This window comes from Sodalis sp. RH16 (genome assembly GCF_047324245.1).
Classification (GTDB): Bacteria; Pseudomonadota; Gammaproteobacteria; order Enterobacterales; family Enterobacteriaceae; genus Acerihabitans; species Acerihabitans ligni.
This window is the reverse complement of record NZ_CP178737.1, coordinates 3,560,231-3,576,453: the sequence shown is the minus strand read 5'-3', so window position 1 is coordinate 3,576,453 and position 16,223 is coordinate 3,560,231. Positions and strand designations below refer to the sequence as shown.

Below are 16,223 nucleotides of genomic sequence, written 5' to 3'. Positions count from 1 at the left end.
TTGTCCCAAAGAGGTTCTATCCTCCATAATAAAGGCGGCACAATTAAACTTGTATGACATATATCTAAATTAGGATATTCCTGATTCCATTTCATTAAAATAACAAATAACCAACTGATTTTATTATAATTATTATTTTATATTTTTTTCTTACAACACCAAAAGCCTCATCGGACCGCATTAATGTCAAATCAGTAGATAATCCAATTTTTCCTTTTTAATTTGGAGTTATAAACCATTTTTTGCCTATTTTCCTTTTTAACATGTGCTAAACCTGATGGGAGGCCAAATCTTCCCTATGACATAATGTAAAACGTCCTTGACCCCACGCTGTTCATCGCAGCGAAACAGCAACCTTAGGGTGAACGCTGAGGTATTGCAAGCATAGCGAAATTTTCTATGGCAGGGGAAGGCGCCTGGGAAAGCGGTCACGGAGGCCAGCACAAATGACAACATCCTTAAGGGTTTCGGCTGGTATCAATTTTTTTCCGGAACTGACTCGTCGATTAAATGAATTAACGCTGGCCCTCTCTTGAAAATAAACCTCAATGACCAGTAAATCTCTGAGCAATTATATCATTAAGGATAAAAACTGCTCATAATTTATGCAGTAGCATAACTGAATGAAATATACGCATTGTGGAAAATATGTGCCAATTCATATATTCAAAAAAGCTGTTGCAATCGAGTTTTGTTAGCAGTTGTTTTAGCAAGGGGGATAATACAAAAATAATGCAGCGGAGGAAGTTGTTGGTGGGTCGTGCAGGGTTCGAACCTGCGACCAATTGATTAAGAGTCAACTGCTCTACCAACTGAGCTAACGACCCAACGCCGTGAATTATTCTCTAATCGAACCCTTATGTCAATACTCCCTGACGTTTTTACTAAAAAAATAAGATCATGCCCCACAGATTTTATATTTGATTGAATATTAACCAGCTTTAACTTTTCATTAACATAATTGATTACGGCTTAGGCTAGAGCAAGTCAAAGGTGCATTTTAGCTACGTTTAGCCGCAGCGCGGAATAGCGACGGACAAATCTGGAAGCGGCGGCGAAATAAAGCGGTGAAATGCGCATGATTGCTAAAGCCGCACTCAAGGGCAATATCAGCGACACGCATCGTGCTGGTTAAAAGCAACTCACCCCCCTTTTTCAGGCGCTTTTCCATGAGCCACTGTTTGACCGGCATGCCGTATTTTTGATAGAAGATCACATTCAATTTGTGGGTGGATATCCCCAACTCCTTGGCATATCGAGACACCGGCCATTGGTTGATGTAATTTTGCTCAAAAAACTCTAGTAACGTGTTGTTTATATTGACTCCAACAAACTGGCACAACAGGCTGGCGAAGTAGTATTTGTCTATACCCAAGCAATAAAGGTAGAGAAAACAGATAGGTAGACTTTTCTCCATGGTCATCAATTTTTCAGTACTCTCTATAACTGAATTATCGACCGGGACCGTTTTGTAAATATTTTTTTTAAAAGGCTTGCAACATGACAATATTGCAGCCTGAGAAATGAGATCTTGGTGCAAAGGTAATAGATTAACGGGGTAACAGGTAATAAAAACAAAGTCATCATTATTTTTCTTGACCGGTATCGCGTTTTCATCAGCTACAACAATATGGTTTTGTGGTATAGCATGAATTTTACCATCCAGGCTTAATGTTCCGTTTTTTTTAAACAGAATGAATTGTAATATATTCATTATTATTACCATATCCCTAATTTTTTTCTACAATGATATTGTACTCATTCATACCTTAGATCAATTCAACCGCAGCATAATCGAATCAACATGCATTCAAAATTCCTAAACATAAGCTATAATTTAATCCGTCATGACTGTTTTTTATCCGGACCTGCGACTTTGCATACATGTTCTGGCATTTCATTCATATGTACAAAAAAAAAGCTCGTTAAATGATCGATGGATTTTCGCCACCATCCATAGGGCCATAGGGCCATAGGGCCAGAATCTGACAAGGCGGCACACGTCAACTCCACTAGACCCTAGGCCACTTGGGATTCCGTCATTGGTACGGTTGAAAGAGGTAAAGGGTAATCATTGGTTTTTTACGACTCGGCCCTACCGCTGTAACTATGGTATGCCTGTCTAGAAAATTGATTATAAATTAATATTATTTTCAATGAGTTATTTAAATCTACAACATTTAATGGCGAAAACGAGCTGTTTAAATCTTCAACTATTTTTTCTAAACTCAATAAAATTTGATTAAAGTCATAAATCCATATCCCTCCCAATGATTTTATAACAACAGACCTTCTTCTGGTCTGTCAGTGATGCACTTCACGTTCATTCTGTCGACCACGAGAAAATTCATCATCGAGATTGGGGGAGTCAGTTCCATGTCCGTTATTCGCACCCGACTGAAGTTGTTCGGCGGTGACACCGTTGTCGTCCATTGTTCGGAAAAATGCAATATTCATCTGCTGTGTGAAAATCAGCAACAGGATGCTCAAAAATCGTTAGGTTTTGGCGATGTCATGGGTGTCAGTGGACGGGCAACCGCTTATCTGGGGGTTCCGTACAGCGGATTATGGAGCGTTGTGATCGATGCCAAAAGTGAAAGCCCGGAACACTCCGTAAGCTACTTACCGGCATAATCGAAGCCATTGCCTAGAGCGTAGATAGTATTTACAGAATCGCGATAAAGGTAATTATGAGGCCGCCGGATGTTGATCCGACGGCCAGGTGGTAAGGATGTAACAACAATCATTATTCACTACGTCAATCGGATAGGCGTACTGCTTACTGCTTACTGCTTACTGCTTACTGCTTACTGCTTACTGCTTACTGCTTACTGCTTACTGCTTACTGCTTACTGCTTACTGCTTACTGCTTACCAGCTTTCCGATAACGAGCGTTGAAAGGCAACAGTGAAGTTGTCTTTCGAACGTAAATAATGATCCATCCGAATCCACAAGCGAACCACTTGCTTGCGAAGCTTTACCTCCACATCATCCGCTATATGAATATAAGGGTCGGAAGGTTACATCCTTTACAGCGCTAAGAAGAGCTTCTGCGACCGCTGTTACTGCTACGGCCCCCCTTCTCACCCGCTTTGGACGCACGCTGCGGGTCGTTTTTGAAATTACCCCCGCTATGCTGACCACCTTTTCTACCTGCTTCTGATGCTCTTTCACGATCTTCCGCAAAGTTACCTGTACCGCCACGATGTTCGGTCATTGTTAACCTCCGAGTAAGGTTTAAGAGATCATCATATTGTTGAAACCTGCTTTAACCAGCCAGATTTCATCATGACGTTAGCGTCAATTCATAAACGACTTCCAATGCCAACGTCATGTTCTTAATTATAACGCACTCACGACACAGTAGGAAAATATTAATATATTGATACAAATTCCAGAGAGGAAGATAATTTTTGATTTCTGCTGGCAGTGAAAGCCATTGTTTTACTGCAGAAAATATAAACTATGAATTTTCGGGAGTATTTTTATAATGAAATATTTTTAATCATTCATCCCACAACATTTGATCTGGTCTGCGACAAAGTGCCCTTCTTCACCAACGTCATTTTGATTACAATAAATTTGCAGAGCCGTTGTGACCTATTATGGTTAATACATCCCGACCTCGATTTACGATAAATCATCCCGCCCTTCTGATTATCAACAAAGAGGAACAGCATTATGGCAAAGGTTCTCGTTCTCTATTACTCAATGTATGGACATATCGCCACCATGGCCCAGGCAGTAGCCGAAGGCGCTCGCAAGGTCAGCGGTGCCGAAGTGACGGTCAAACGCGTGCCGGAAACAATGCCGCCGGCGCTATTTGCCCAGGCCGGTGGTAAAGCCGACTTGTCGGTTCCCGAAGCCAAACCTCCTGAATTGGCAGATTATGACGCCATCATTATAGGAACCCCGACCCGTTTCGGTAACATGAGCGGGCAGATGAGAACCTTTCTCGATCAAACCGGCGCCTTATGGGCTGCCGGAGCATTGTACGGTAAAATCGGCAGCGTATTTACCTCCACCGGAACCGGGGGCGGGCAGGAACAGACTATTCTCTCAACCTGGACGACTCTGGCGCATCACGGCTTGATCTTGGTACCCATCGGTTACGGTGCCAAGCAGCTTTTTGATATATCCCAGGTGCGGGGAGGAACGCCTTATGGCGCCTCCACGCTGGCTGGCGGCGATGGTTCACGCCAACCTTCGGATCAAGAATTGGAAATTGCACGCTATCAGGGAGAATACGTCGCCGGTATCACATTAAAAATGCATCATTAAACCTGTATCGCGTGATTCATAACGGCTGCGGATTATCGCGCGCCGTTATACACCAAGGGTTTTCGTTGGCCGCGCAGGTTCACAATATTTGGTCTAGAATGACAATCAGATATTTATGGAATCACTGACGCGTATAATTGAAAACCCATTACGAGGAGATATTCATGGCTAAAGATATACAATCCTGGGCTGAGATTCGTGAAACTTCCATTGAAATTGCTGAAGCCATTTTTGAAATCGCTGATAACGATGAAGTCATGGCACAAAAAATCTGGGAAGAAGGCAGCGATGAAGCATTGGAAATCGCATTTGCCAAGACAGATCAAAATAAGCTGTTTTGGGGTGAAGAGACCGTGGAACGTAAAAACGTCTAGCATCAATCGATGCCCTTAAAATATCCCCGGTTTATAAGCATCCCTCCGGGGTGAAACAGTATTTTTTTGCAGCTTCGCAGCCTCAGGCTGTCATGGCTATTTGATAGGACCATGCCTTTGTGTAACCCTCCCGAAGATCAACTTCCTTAAACTTGCCTGCCAGGAAAATTAATCAAATTTTGTAAGCTTTTCAGGCAATCCTGTAAGTTTATTCACGCCATGTAATTAAAGCAGGTTATGTAAGTGGACCAACCTAAGCGAATCAAACTATTAAATAACGATGAAAGCGGTCGCTAACCAAACGATACTTGCTTATGACTTTTAAAGGGTTGATAGGACTTATCACGTAAAGGAAGAGGAATAATACAATTTTCCGCCCAGCTTCGCAAAAATGAGATTTTGACATTAAGCATTTTCAAATGCGCCTTCTAAATGGTATGCTATACAGCCTGTGGTATCGGTGTGCCGAATCAACGAGCGTATGCATTACTTAATCCGTTGTGGTGTGTAATTGATTTTGAATGTATTTTACGCAGGAAACCCAACGTTTACCGATGCGTTAGAAAAAAACTGAAGAGATGCGCTAATACAATCAGTTCAGCTGAGGTACTCTGTTTTATTATTCCGCCTGGCATCGTAATAATTTTGAAAGATGAGTTTCCTCCGACATTGAGGCAATTATAATCTCTAGTTAATGGTTTTTTATTACTTTAAAGTGGATGAATGTAAGTATATGGGCAAAGTGGATTTTTTGATGCGATTAAGACGATGCAGCACAATCGATACGCTGGAAAAAGTGATTGAGCATATGAAAGAGAGATTGCCGGCAGCGGAATTGGCAGACTTCTATGGAGCTGCGGATCATCGCTTGGCTGAACTTACCATGGGAAAGCTTTATGACAAAGTCCCTCCCACCGTCTGGCAATTTGTCAAATAGAAATAGCACGCTTAGGCAAAATTTCACACATAAAACATGAACTAATAGCGAGCAAAAGATTGATCAGTTAACTTTTTGTGCCCCTGTTTGTGCAATTAATTACCCGTGAGATGGCAGCTATCAGGAAGGCAGACTTTGCCGTTCAACCTACTTTTTGGTGGCGGTCAGAAAATCGAAGTCGTAAAAATTCCTGGCCTTTTTCTGTCACGCCCCCGGTCACTAAAACGCGGGAAAAAATCAATCTATCGGTAAAATCCGCGATACCAAACTGGCATTGTTCCAGCAACCCTTCACTGTCCGCATAGCTGATAGCTTTTGCAATCTTTTGAAATTTATCCAATGCTTCCTGAGTGCCTGATTCAGGAGTGAATAATTTCTTACCAGTACCAATTTCTTCCAAGACGCTTTCAAGGATAAACCCTAGTGTTTTCATGATGATTCGCCTACTAATGAAAAGCTAGAACGGTCATTAAGACCTCAAAAAGTAATTATACTCAGAATGAGTATATTCATTAGGGCAAGGAATGCTCGCTTAACCAAGCAATTAATGACAACTCTCTAAAAAAAATCCAATCCATAGTCATAAATATTTAATACTGCACATAGTTCAATGTATTATAGTCTTAATACTTATAGTTATAAGCAACTAACACTATGAGATTTTTTTTGTTACTTAAAGGGAATTATTGTATGAAAATTTATCGAATAAGATTTCGGCAATCACAGACGGGTTGTTGAAAAATGATTGATCAGTATTCAAATCAATTAGCCATGCTTAACATTCAAGAAATCAGTAACTAGCGCGTCCGCATAAATTAAAAAAAATAATAAATAAAATCAATTAATTATATTTAAATGAAAGAAATTTCTTTCTGCCGGAAAGCGACATTTTAACGTCTTTTAGCGACCGCTGTAATACGCGAGATATTACTGCTAAGCAACTCAATATCGGATTTGAACTCTATATCGTTCCGCTGACGCATTTCATCCAAAGCCACTTCTATGCTTTTAACAAGTTCATCGGTTTTTTTATGGCTTAACGATGCGATCAGCGCCGCCACTAAAATTTCCAACGACTCAACCATTGCATGCAGTTCCTTTTCAGCAGCCTCTTTTTGCGCCAGATTGATTAATAACTGTGAGAGTAAGCTGTTCATAAAGGCCTCCTAAAAAAAAGGTCGATTCCTTAAGATCTGGCTATCCCAGGATCCTGTCTACACGATCTGCATCATAATTGATAAACATAATTAATATCAAGATATAAACATTAATTGAAGAAATGAAGAAAAAAATCCTTCAATACCATGATTTATATCATAAAAAGCGGCACCCAGGTTACTGGGGTGCCGCCTTGTAGATAATGATAGGACGGGAAAGGTTAACTTGCCAATAATAACGCCTGTTTTTCATGCGCCGGCCGCGCCGATGTCGCCAGCGCCGTTAGAACATTTTTGACTGCTGTCGCTGAGGGGGATAACGGCAGGCGGGAAGACATATTCAGCGTTAGAGGCAAGGGAAGACCGGGACTGATGATACGGGACATCCAGGCATTAGCGGAATTAACCACGGCAGAAGCGGTGGACTCCGGCAATACCGCGGCCCCCATACCGCTCGCCACCGCAGCGGTCAATGTGGCAAGGGAGTCGATTTCACCGATGATTTTTGCGCTAAGTCGACGCAGGGAAAATGCTTCATCCACTCTCTTACGGATAGCGGAAAAATCACAGGGCAAAAACAGTTGTCTTGAAGCGACATCGCTTAATTCAATATTTTTACCGGGATTATTTTCTGTCCCGACGAGGTAAAGATCCTCTTTCAGCAACGGCAGACAGTTAATACCCGCATAAAGGGTTGGATCATAATGTATCGCCATATCAAGATGGCCACAGCTCACTTTTTCATTTAATGCAACGGAACTGTTTTCATGCAAATAAACCGTTAATTGAGGATATTGATCCCTCACGGATTGCAATAACGGCATAATCAACGGACAGGAAGAGGTTCCGGGCGCCAGGCCTATGGAGACTTGTCCTTCCAGGGTTTGATCAACATTGCAGACGGCTTTTTGGGCAAGTTCGCACTGTTGTAGAATGGCACGGGCATGGGAATACAGAATTTTGCCTGCTTCAGTGGGTGTAACCCCCCGTTTGGTTCTAACCAATAACTTTTGGTCGAGTTCACTTTCCAGAGTGGCAACCTGCTGACTTAACGCCGGTTGCGCAATATGCAGAACTTCCGCCGCCTGTGTCAGGCTACCGATATCGACGATTTTTACAAAGTATTTGAGTCGTCTTAAATTCATTTCTGCCTCCGTCGCAGCTTCACCATTATCATTGATAATGAGAATGCAAGAAGCAGACCAAAAAGTTGAAGTCGTTGCCCAATAGTGACAAATCATGAATTTTATAGTTAAATAAGAATAAGTTATGACTTATTTCCCTCCCGGGCTCATAGGGTATAAACAAAATATGTGCAATACCTTGGGCAGTAACTGCACCATTAAGACGCACCTCGATTGCAATAAGACCTTAACAATCCGTCACAATCGCGCAAAAGCTGCGGCAACCGGCCTATGTGGTGATATTGGATGTCGCGCTGGCGACGCCACAGACATCTTTTTCAACACACCATGATAAGAAGATGTTATCACCTGCCATTTATTTTCATGCAAAGCGACGGTATTCCGCCTGCCGGCAGGAACCGAATGCACTATGAATGTGCCGGGACTATTGCCCCATCATGGAGCTGAACAAGACCCCGAAGCCGGACGACACGATCATCGCCATGCTGCTCCAGAACATGATCCTGATGATTCCAGCAAGTATCGGCTCGCACCCTGCCATGCGGCAATAGCCAATCGGGTTCTCGCTATACTGTTTGATAAACAGGCCATCGCCCGAAAACAATAACTGAGAAGCAAATTTTTATTTGCATGGACGATTTGTGAACGAACGTAAATCCTTTGACAGATATGAACTATGAAATATAGGCCTGTCCTGAGAAGACAAAAAAATATTGAATAATGGCCAACGGGAAGAAAAGGGACAAGGTGTGAACTCCAGCAGGATATGCCGTGTCAGAGCTCAGGATACTTATGCTTTAAGGCGGTACTACATGGGAGATATATGGGAGATTTGAAAATTACGTGAATTAGACCTTTAGAATCATTAACAAGTGGCGGAGGAGGTGAGATTCGAACTCACGAACGCTTTCGCGTCGCCGGTTTTCAAGACCGGTGCCTTCAACCGCTCGGCCACTCCTCCGCAACGAGGCGAACTATAAACAGAGTCGTTTCTGTTGTAAAGGGAGAAATGTTCTAATCGCTTGAAATTTCACCGCTAGTCCTGCTGATGGATGATCCCTATACATTATAAGCCGATAAACCAGCCTTTCTATGCGTAAAGAAGGGTAAAACGATTAGGTGGGGCGTCATACGGCCATTAATCTGACAGCCACATACCGATGATTATTTTCCACCAAGAGGTAAAACCTATGGATCGTTTGGTCGCGACATCCACCCGCGAGCGCTCATTGCTAAGCACCCATAAAGTGCTGCGCAATACCTATTTTCTGCTCTCGCTGACCCTGGGCTTTTCCGCAGTAACGGCCACCGCCAGCACCCTGCTGCACCTGCCCGCGCCGGGACTGATTCTCATGATGGCCGGCTTTTACGGCCTGATGTTCCTGACATACCGTTTGGCCGACAGGCCGGCGGGCATTCTGGCGGCCTTTGCGTTCACCGGTTTTCTGGGATACAGCCTGGGACCGCTGCTGAGCATGTTGCTGGCCTCCGGGGCCGGTGAAATCATTATGCTGGCTCTGGGAGGAACCGCTCTGGTGTTTTTCTGCTGTTCCGCCTATGTTCTCACCACCCGTAAAGATATGTCGTTCCTGTCGGGTATGATGTTGGCCGGGTTCGTCGTTTTGCTGGTGGCGGTCATCGCCAATCTGTTCCTGCATATACCGGCCCTGTCAATGGCGGTAAGCGTCTTGTTTATCCTGTTTTCGTCGGGCGCCATTTTATGGGAAACCAGTAATATCATCCATGGCGGGGAAACCAATTATATCCGCGCTACCGTGGGTCTTTACGTTTCACTGTATAATATATTCGTCAGCCTGCTGAGCATTCTGGGCTTTATGCGCAACAATTGATTGGCGAGCTTTCAGGCTGCGCACAACGCATCGAGGGCCGTCGGCTATGAAGGCCCTTTTTGCTGTATGCCGTTTATCGGTACATTTGCTAACATAACCCGCCAGGTTGACGAGTTATGGGGAACAGGATGGAATTTAACGGCAAAGACATTGAAACCGATGCGCAGGGTTATCTGAAAAATATCGATGATTGGCACGAAGCGCTGGCAGAAGCCATTGCCGAACAGGAACAGATTAAACTGACGGAGGCGCATTGGCAGGTGATTCATTTTGTCCGGGATTTCTACCTGCAGTTCAATACTTCTCCCGCCATCCGTATGCTGGTTAAGGCCATGGGGCAAAAATACGGCGAGGAGAAAGGCAACAGCCGTTACCTCTATCGGTTATTTCCCCAAGGGCCGGCAAAACAGGCCACCAAAATCGCCGGTTTGCCAAAACCCGTGAAATGTATTTGATCTCAATAGCGGACCTTAAAGCCGTTGAATTCGCTTTCAACAACCGGTTTTGGTTCGCTTAGGATTTTTTCAATACGGGCGCTGCGGGGGCCACCTTGTTTTAGCCAGTCTTGAAATTTGTCCAGCTGCGCGCCCTCGCCGCAGGCCACCACTTCAACGCCGCCATCGTCGAGATTACGTACGTAGCCCACCAACCCCAAATCTTGAGCCCGATGCTGGGCGTGATAACGGAACCCCACCCCTTGCACTACGCCGTAAATATAGATTGAGGTACATACCTTGCTCATCATTCCCCCTGGTTAACGGCTAATGTTTGCAATTGTCCGCGCTTATTCGCAAAATGGCGCTCTTTCCCTTAATCAGTATAATTCAAGATGACAAAACGTTTATTTCTTGCCAAAGGCCGGGAAAAATCCTTGCTTCGCCGGCATCCCTGGGTCTTTTCCGGCGCCGTGCAGCGGGTGGAAGGCAAAACGCAATCCGGTGAGACCATCGACATTTGCGACGATAAGGGAAATTGGCTGGCCCGCGGCGCCTATTCTCCCCAGTCGCAAATCCGTGCCCGCGTCTGGACTTTCCAAGCCGACGAATCCATTGATACAGACTTCTTTGTCCGGCGGCTGACCACCGCGCAACGCTTACGGGATTTGTTGGCAAAACGCGATAATCTGGACGCCTACCGGGTGATTGCCGGTGAATCGGACGGTTTGCCGGGCATTACCATTGATCGCTACGGTAATTTCCTGGTATTGCAACTGCTCTCCGCCGGTGCGGAATACCATCGGGCCGCGCTGATTCTGGCTTTGCAGCAATGCTACCCGGCCTGTTCTATTTATGACCGATCAGACGTCGCGGTGCGAAAAAAGGAAGGCTTGGAGCTGACCTGCGGATTAATAACCGGCGAAACCCCTCCGGATTTGCTGGCGATACGCGAGCATGATATGTCTTTGCTGGTGGATATCACCCAGGGCCACAAAACCGGATTTTATCTGGATCAACGGGACAGCCGCCTGGCCGCGCGTAAATATGCCGCCGGACGCCGTGTCCTGAACTGCTTTTCCTATACCGGCGCCTTTAGCGTGGCAGCCTTGATGGGGGACTGCCTGCAGGTGACGAATGTGGATACCTCCCAGCATGTGCTGGATATCGCCAGGCAAAACGTTGAACGCAATCATCTGGACGTGGGCAAAGCCGAATTTGTACGGGAAGACGTTTTTCAACTGCTGAGGCAATACCGCGAACAGGGCCGGCTGTTCGACATGATAGTCATGGATCCGCCGAAATTTGTGGAAAACAAAAACCAGCTGGCCAGCGCCTGCCGCGGTTATAAAGATATTAATATGCTGGCGCTCCAACTGCTGGCGCCGGAGGGTATTTTGCTTACTTTCTCATGCTCCGGGCTGATGACCACCGATCTGTTCCAAAAGATAGTTGCCGATGCCGCCCTTGATGCCCACAGAAACATACAATTTATCGAGCAATTCCGCCAGGCGGCCGATCATCCCGTGTCGGCCCCCTACCCGGAAGGCCTTTATCTAAAGGGTTTCGCTTGCCGGGTAATTTAAAAAGACCGCCCTCCCTTGATATTGTCCGCGTATCCCCCATATTTAGGATAAGGCACTATTACGTACGCGGGAGCTCTTTATGATTGCCAGCAAATTTGGAATCGGACAACAGGTCCGCCACAAGCTACTGGGCTATTTGGGTGTCATCATCGATGTCGACCCCGAATACTCCCTGGAAAAGCCGTCAATTGACGAGATTGCGGCTGACGACAAGCTTCGCGCCGCCCCTTGGTACCATGTGGTGATGGAAGACGACGAAGGCAAGCCGGTGCACACCTATCTTGCCGAAGTCCAGTTGAACTATGAAACGGCGCCGGTGCATCCGGAACAACCGACCCTGGACGATTTGGCGGAGTCTATACGCCAGCAACTGCAGGCACCACGGCTGAGAAACTGATTAACTAGACGCGGGCGGCCCCGCCCGCGTAACTCTATATTCATTTCGCCAGCCCCAGCCGCCTGATCTCGATTTTCGGGCAGCGATCCATCACAACCTTCATACCGACATTTTTCGCCAACACCGCCGCCTGTTCGTTCACTACGCCCAACTGCGTCCATAATACCTTGGCATCAATGGTAATGGCCTCCTGGGTCAGGTCATACACCGCCTCTGAACGCCGAAAGATATCCACCATATCCACCTTAACCGGTATACTCGCCAGATCGGCGTAGACCCGTTGCCCCAGGATCTCACGCCCCGCCAGTATGGGATTAACCGGGAAAACCTGATAGCCCTGTTCAAGTAAATAAGCCATGACATCGTGGCTGGCCCGCGCAGGCTTTTCACTGGCCCCCACCAGGGCAATCGTCTTCACGGACGTCAAAATGTCGGCAATGTCGGTATCGGTCATGACGTTTCTCCGGTTTCATACTTGTTGATTAAGTGTATACCAGCGGTGAAAAAAGCAAGATAATTAAGGTTAATCAAATAATTTCAAAATAAAAATATTTGTGAATAAATGCTACAAAAATATTATTATGTACATTCTAAATATATAAGTAGTCAATGATATCCGGCGAGGGAACATAATGAATTTTTTGCGCGTCATTGTTATCGGGATAAGCCTCTTTACGGGCCTGCCCGCGTTAGCGACGACTCTGCAATTGCCGCAGGCCATGGAATTATTGATAGTCGACGGTACGCCGGTGAATAGCATACTGTTACGCGGCGCCGGCAGCCTTGAGTTAGCTCAGGGCGGGCACCAACTGGTATTCACCCTGAATCGCAGGGCTTACCATGACTATGATAGGCTGGGAATTTATCGACCGTTCTACCTGATTGTGCTGTTCGATACCTGGAATGCACATCGCTTGCGGTTCCGGCTGCCGCCGCTCACCACCCGCGATGAGATTGATCATTTTATCAGCCTGCCGGTGCTAACACTTTTGGATGAACATGATGCGGCGGTGAATGCGGCTTACAGCCGCTTGCCGGTGGGCAATGAGGGGGTGATGGCGGCTCTGCGGCATCACGAGAGAGAGTATGGCGCCACGTTGCCAATGCCGCCTCGGCTTCCCGCTCCCAATGAGAGCCCGGCCGCGGATGCATGGATTGCGTCTCCCCTTCAGAACAGCACCGCCGCCCATATCGAGCAAATGTTGCGTTTCTGGTTTTTGCCCTCCGGGTCAAGTACCCGTCCCCAGTGGCTGGACTGAGCGCGTGTCATTACCAGAGTCAGCATTAAATGGTTTGCAGTGAAATCGACTTTCGATAGTCTATAGACAGCGTAAATTTCATTAAAGGAAAGTATATGGAGTCAATCACCCGTACCATCGCCATACGCAAACATATTGCCTTGGTCGCTCACGATCACTGCAAACAATCGTTGCTCAACTGGGTCGAGATCAATAAGCCCGTTCTGGCGGAGCATACCCTTTACGCCACCGGGACTACCGGGAATCTGGTGCAGAGGAGTACCGGACTGCCGGTGCACAGTATGTTGAGCGGACCGATGGGCGGCGATCAGCAGGTGGGAGCACTGATATCGGAAGGCAAAATCGATGTATTGATTTTCTTCTGGGACCCATTGAATGCCGTACCGCACGATCCCGATGTAAAAGCGTTGCTGCGGCTGGCGACCGTGTGGAATATTCCCGTGGCCACCAATCGTTCAACCGCAGATTTATTAATAAGCTCCGCATTATTCAGCGGCGAGATTCAAATCGAAATCCCCGATTACCAGCGTTATCTCACCGACCGTTTGCAATAACCGGCTCCGGACGGTGATTGCAACCGTCCGGCTCATCAAGGTTTATGTACTTTAGGCACGCCCAACTGCGCTAATGTCTCGATAAATACCGACGGCTGCCCGGGATCGTGCAGCAACCATACCTGCTGCTTTGCCCTGGTGAGGGCGACATACAGCAGACGCCGCTCCTCGGCATCGGGGAAATCCTCCGGCTGCGGCAGCAAGACCCGTTCGAACACGGTTTCACGCGCCGCCGCGGGGAAGCCGTCCTTGCCCTCATTCATACCGATAATGATGACGTAATCCGCCTGTTGCCCTTTGCTGCCGTGCATGGTCATAAAATCGATATTCAGGGTTGGCCAGCGGGTTACCGCTTTATCCAGCAGGGACGGCCGCAGATAATGGTAGCGGGCCAGTATCAGGATCCGTTCCGCGGGCAGGGCGAAGCCGCTGAGCTTATTCAGTAGCGTCTCAAGTTGAGAGTCGGGCAGGATCAAAACGGATTTTTTGGTGCCTTTAGTCAAACTATTCAGGTCTTTTTTGAGCTGATAGGGATTTTGCAGCACAAACGCCGTGGCGATTTCACCGATACGCTGGTTGAAACGATAGGTGGTATCCAGGGCACACTGCGCTCCGGCGTCGAAACGTTCGGTAAAGCCGGTGGTCAGGGAGAGCTCGGCGCCGCTGAAACGATAAATGGCCTGCCAATCGTCGCCGACGGCAAACAGCGACGTTCGGCGATTCTGCCGGCATAGCGCTTCCAATAACTTTATGCGCTGGGGGGATATGTCCTGGTATTCATCCACCAGAATATGTTTCCAAGGGCTGATAAACCGGCCTTTTTGCAAGATATCCACCGCCTGGTGCATCAGTCCGGCAAAATCCACTGCGCCTTCCTCTTTAAGGGCCTGTTTCCAGGCTTTCAGCAATGGCGACAGCAGGCGGATACGTTTTTGAAAGACATCGTGTAAATCATCGGGTGCCAGCTGGATCATTTCCGCCTGGGTGCCGCCGTGCATGCGCATCAAGCCGATCCATCGCTCGATACGGGGCGCCAGACGCTGTGCCAGCCGTTCGTCCTGCCAATACTCCCCTTCCGGGACGTCCCATCCCAGTTCCTCGACGATCAGTTGCCGCCAGCCTTTTGCCTGGGGTTTTTTCTCACTACACTGCTGGCGCCATTGCGTTATCAATAATGCTCGCCGCGCCGGGCCATCACTCTCCAAAGCGCTTATGGCCGGCGCCTTTTTACTGCCTTGCCGGATAATAAACAGGGCCAGGGCATGGAAAGTCCAGGATCGGATGCCCTCCACCCGCAGGCGCAACCGGATACGCTCATCCATTTCCGCCGCCGCCTGCCGCCCGAAGGCCAGCATCAGTATTTGCTCCGGATCGGCTTCCCTGCGTCTCAACAGCCAGCCGGCGCGGGCCACCAGCACCGAGGTTTTGCCGCTGCCGGCGCCCGCCAGCACCAGCAGGGCGTTTTCACCGTTAACCACCGCGCGGCTTTGAGAAAGATTAAGGGGAGAACTTTCGACGGTATCAAAATAGTCTTTATGCTGTTCCAGCATGTTATTCGTCCACTGCTGGTTGCAGCGCAGCGCCATCGCCGGGCCCTGCTCGAGCCATTTCAGGCACAGGCGGTAGTTGTCGCGGCAGTGTTCAAACTCCTCCAGGCGCGCCAGCGGCAACGGCAAAGACGCAAACGCCTCGCGGATGCTGTCTTGCAGCGCCGCCAGCCGGCTCGCCTGGAACCATTGATCCCGGGCCGCGGCCTGTTCAATGGCTATCACCTGCTGGCGGAGCACATCGGCGCACACATCGCTCATATCACGGCTCCAATCGAGCCAGCTTTTTTGCAGGTGGTGATAAAACCGCTGCGTTTCCTGCCACTCCGTGCCGTGAAGACGAACTACCTTCGCCCCGGGCAATTCGAACTCCAGCTCGCCCCAAACAATTCCCCGCTTGCAGCGAATGGCCAGAATTTCATTAAAGGGAATGATGTAATGGTGCTTATCGCCGCTGACCTCGACGCCGGCGTGTAACAATTGCACCCGATTATAGGGATGCTGTGCCAGATGCTTGCCGAGGGAAGTCGATTTCAGTTCCATAGGGTTGCCGCGATTCCTTTTCGTTAAGACGCAAGGGGGTCTGCTACCCATATTAACTTGTTCTGCCCCGGCCTGGAAATCAGGGTAGAATAGTCTTCATTCTACTGTGGTAGCCTACCGAAACAACCTCCACACCTGCAAAAACAGACAATGGGAATA

At 47.5% G+C, this 16,223-nt stretch carries 18 protein-coding genes and 2 tRNA genes; 10 read left to right on the top strand and 10 right to left on the bottom strand.

Annotated features, from left to right (window positions below; translation table 11 throughout):
• Nucleotides 1-751: 751 nt before the first annotated feature.
• Nucleotides 752-827: transfer RNA gene (locus ACL2XJ_RS16435), tRNA-Lys, on the bottom strand.
• Between the two features lie 173 nt (nucleotides 828-1,000).
• On the bottom strand, nucleotides 1,001-1,714 hold the full coding sequence (locus ACL2XJ_RS16430) for a helix-turn-helix domain-containing protein (protein WP_413723823.1): 714 nt from the start codon (nucleotides 1,712-1,714) through the stop codon (nucleotides 1,001-1,003).
• A 662-nt stretch (nucleotides 1,715-2,376) separates the two neighbouring features.
• Between ACL2XJ_RS16430 and ACL2XJ_RS16425 the strand changes: the two genes are divergently transcribed.
• Nucleotides 2,377-2,634, top strand: a complete 258-nt coding sequence (locus ACL2XJ_RS16425; protein WP_132922579.1) for a DUF1883 domain-containing protein — start codon at nucleotides 2,377-2,379, stop codon at nucleotides 2,632-2,634.
• A 403-nt stretch (nucleotides 2,635-3,037) separates the two neighbouring features.
• Here ACL2XJ_RS16425 and ACL2XJ_RS16420 read toward each other — a convergent pair whose 3' ends face one another.
• Nucleotides 3,038-3,217 carry a general stress protein gene (locus ACL2XJ_RS16420; protein WP_132922580.1) on the bottom strand — a complete coding sequence of 60 codons (180 nt, stop codon included), beginning with the start codon at nucleotides 3,215-3,217 and terminating at the stop codon, nucleotides 3,038-3,040.
• Nucleotides 3,218-3,681: 464 nt separating this feature from the next.
• Here ACL2XJ_RS16420 and wrbA point away from each other — a divergent pair, with 464 nt between their 5' ends.
• From wrbA to ACL2XJ_RS16405, 3 genes are all read left to right on the top strand, one after another.
• Complete coding sequence (wrbA, locus tag ACL2XJ_RS16415; protein WP_413723822.1) at nucleotides 3,682-4,281, top strand: NAD(P)H:quinone oxidoreductase; 600 nt, start codon at nucleotides 3,682-3,684, stop codon at nucleotides 4,279-4,281.
• 164 nt (nucleotides 4,282-4,445) lie between these two features.
• Nucleotides 4,446-4,655, top strand: coding sequence for a YccJ family protein (locus ACL2XJ_RS16410; protein ID WP_132922582.1), 210 nt, complete (start codon nucleotides 4,446-4,448; stop codon nucleotides 4,653-4,655).
• A gap of 733 nt (nucleotides 4,656-5,388) precedes the next feature.
• Nucleotides 5,389-5,592, top strand: a complete 204-nt coding sequence (locus tag ACL2XJ_RS16405) for an HHA domain-containing protein (RefSeq protein ID WP_132922583.1) — start codon at nucleotides 5,389-5,391, stop codon at nucleotides 5,590-5,592.
• Between the two features lie 142 nt (nucleotides 5,593-5,734).
• Here the strand turns inward: ACL2XJ_RS16405 and ACL2XJ_RS16400 are convergent, their stop codons facing one another.
• From ACL2XJ_RS16400 to ACL2XJ_RS16385, 4 genes are all read right to left on the bottom strand, one after another.
• A complete protein-coding gene (locus ACL2XJ_RS16400) occupies nucleotides 5,735-6,025 on the bottom strand; it encodes a hypothetical protein (RefSeq protein ID WP_132922584.1) in 291 nt (96 codons plus the stop codon).
• A 457-nt stretch (nucleotides 6,026-6,482) separates the two neighbouring features.
• Nucleotides 6,483-6,749: a sigma-S stabilization anti-adapter protein IraP gene (locus tag ACL2XJ_RS16395; RefSeq protein ID WP_132922585.1), complete on the bottom strand. Its 267-nt coding sequence runs from the start codon at nucleotides 6,747-6,749 to the stop codon at nucleotides 6,483-6,485.
• A 221-nt stretch (nucleotides 6,750-6,970) separates the two neighbouring features.
• Complete coding sequence (gene nac, locus ACL2XJ_RS16390; protein ID WP_203523118.1) at nucleotides 6,971-7,894, bottom strand: nitrogen assimilation transcriptional regulator NAC; 924 nt, start codon at nucleotides 7,892-7,894, stop codon at nucleotides 6,971-6,973.
• A gap of 873 nt (nucleotides 7,895-8,767) precedes the next feature.
• Nucleotides 8,768-8,855 (bottom strand) — tRNA-Ser (locus tag ACL2XJ_RS16385).
• 229 nt (nucleotides 8,856-9,084) lie between these two features.
• On the opposite strand from ACL2XJ_RS16385, the gene yccA reads away from it, so the two are divergent.
• Both yccA and tusE read left to right on the top strand, forming a co-directional pair.
• Nucleotides 9,085-9,744, top strand: a complete 660-nt coding sequence (gene yccA, locus ACL2XJ_RS16380) for an FtsH protease modulator YccA (RefSeq protein WP_132922591.1) — start codon at nucleotides 9,085-9,087, stop codon at nucleotides 9,742-9,744.
• A 128-nt stretch (nucleotides 9,745-9,872) separates the two neighbouring features.
• On the top strand, nucleotides 9,873-10,199 hold the full coding sequence (gene tusE, locus ACL2XJ_RS16375) for a sulfurtransferase TusE (protein WP_132922592.1): 327 nt from the start codon (nucleotides 9,873-9,875) through the stop codon (nucleotides 10,197-10,199).
• 2 nt (nucleotides 10,200-10,201) lie between these two features.
• On the opposite strand, the gene yccX is transcribed toward tusE, so the two are convergent.
• On the bottom strand, nucleotides 10,202-10,486 hold the full coding sequence (yccX, locus tag ACL2XJ_RS16370) for an acylphosphatase (RefSeq protein WP_132922593.1): 285 nt from the start codon (nucleotides 10,484-10,486) through the stop codon (nucleotides 10,202-10,204).
• Between the two features lie 87 nt (nucleotides 10,487-10,573).
• Between yccX and rlmI the strand changes: the two genes are divergently transcribed.
• Complete coding sequence (gene rlmI / locus ACL2XJ_RS16365) at nucleotides 10,574-11,764, top strand: 23S rRNA (cytosine(1962)-C(5))-methyltransferase RlmI (protein ID WP_413723821.1); 1,191 nt, start codon at nucleotides 10,574-10,576, stop codon at nucleotides 11,762-11,764.
• Between the two features lie 79 nt (nucleotides 11,765-11,843).
• On the top strand, nucleotides 11,844-12,161 hold the full coding sequence (hspQ, locus tag ACL2XJ_RS16360) for a heat shock protein HspQ (protein ID WP_413723820.1): 318 nt from the start codon (nucleotides 11,844-11,846) through the stop codon (nucleotides 12,159-12,161).
• 40 nt (nucleotides 12,162-12,201) lie between these two features.
• Here hspQ and ACL2XJ_RS16355 read toward each other — a convergent pair whose 3' ends face one another.
• Complete coding sequence (locus tag ACL2XJ_RS16355) at nucleotides 12,202-12,615, bottom strand: CoA-binding protein (RefSeq protein WP_132922596.1); 414 nt, start codon at nucleotides 12,613-12,615, stop codon at nucleotides 12,202-12,204.
• 178 nt (nucleotides 12,616-12,793) lie between these two features.
• On the opposite strand from ACL2XJ_RS16355, the gene ACL2XJ_RS16350 reads away from it, so the two are divergent.
• Nucleotides 12,794-13,420, top strand: coding sequence for a DUF2057 family protein (locus ACL2XJ_RS16350; RefSeq protein WP_203522182.1), 627 nt, complete (start codon nucleotides 12,794-12,796; stop codon nucleotides 13,418-13,420).
• Between the two features lie 95 nt (nucleotides 13,421-13,515).
• Nucleotides 13,516-13,974, top strand: a complete 459-nt coding sequence (locus ACL2XJ_RS16345) for a methylglyoxal synthase (RefSeq protein ID WP_132922598.1) — start codon at nucleotides 13,516-13,518, stop codon at nucleotides 13,972-13,974.
• A 35-nt stretch (nucleotides 13,975-14,009) separates the two neighbouring features.
• Here ACL2XJ_RS16345 and helD read toward each other — a convergent pair whose 3' ends face one another.
• Nucleotides 14,010-16,064, bottom strand: coding sequence for a DNA helicase IV (helD, locus tag ACL2XJ_RS16340; protein WP_413723819.1), 2,055 nt, complete (start codon nucleotides 16,062-16,064; stop codon nucleotides 14,010-14,012).
• Nucleotides 16,065-16,223 lie beyond the last annotated feature (159 nt).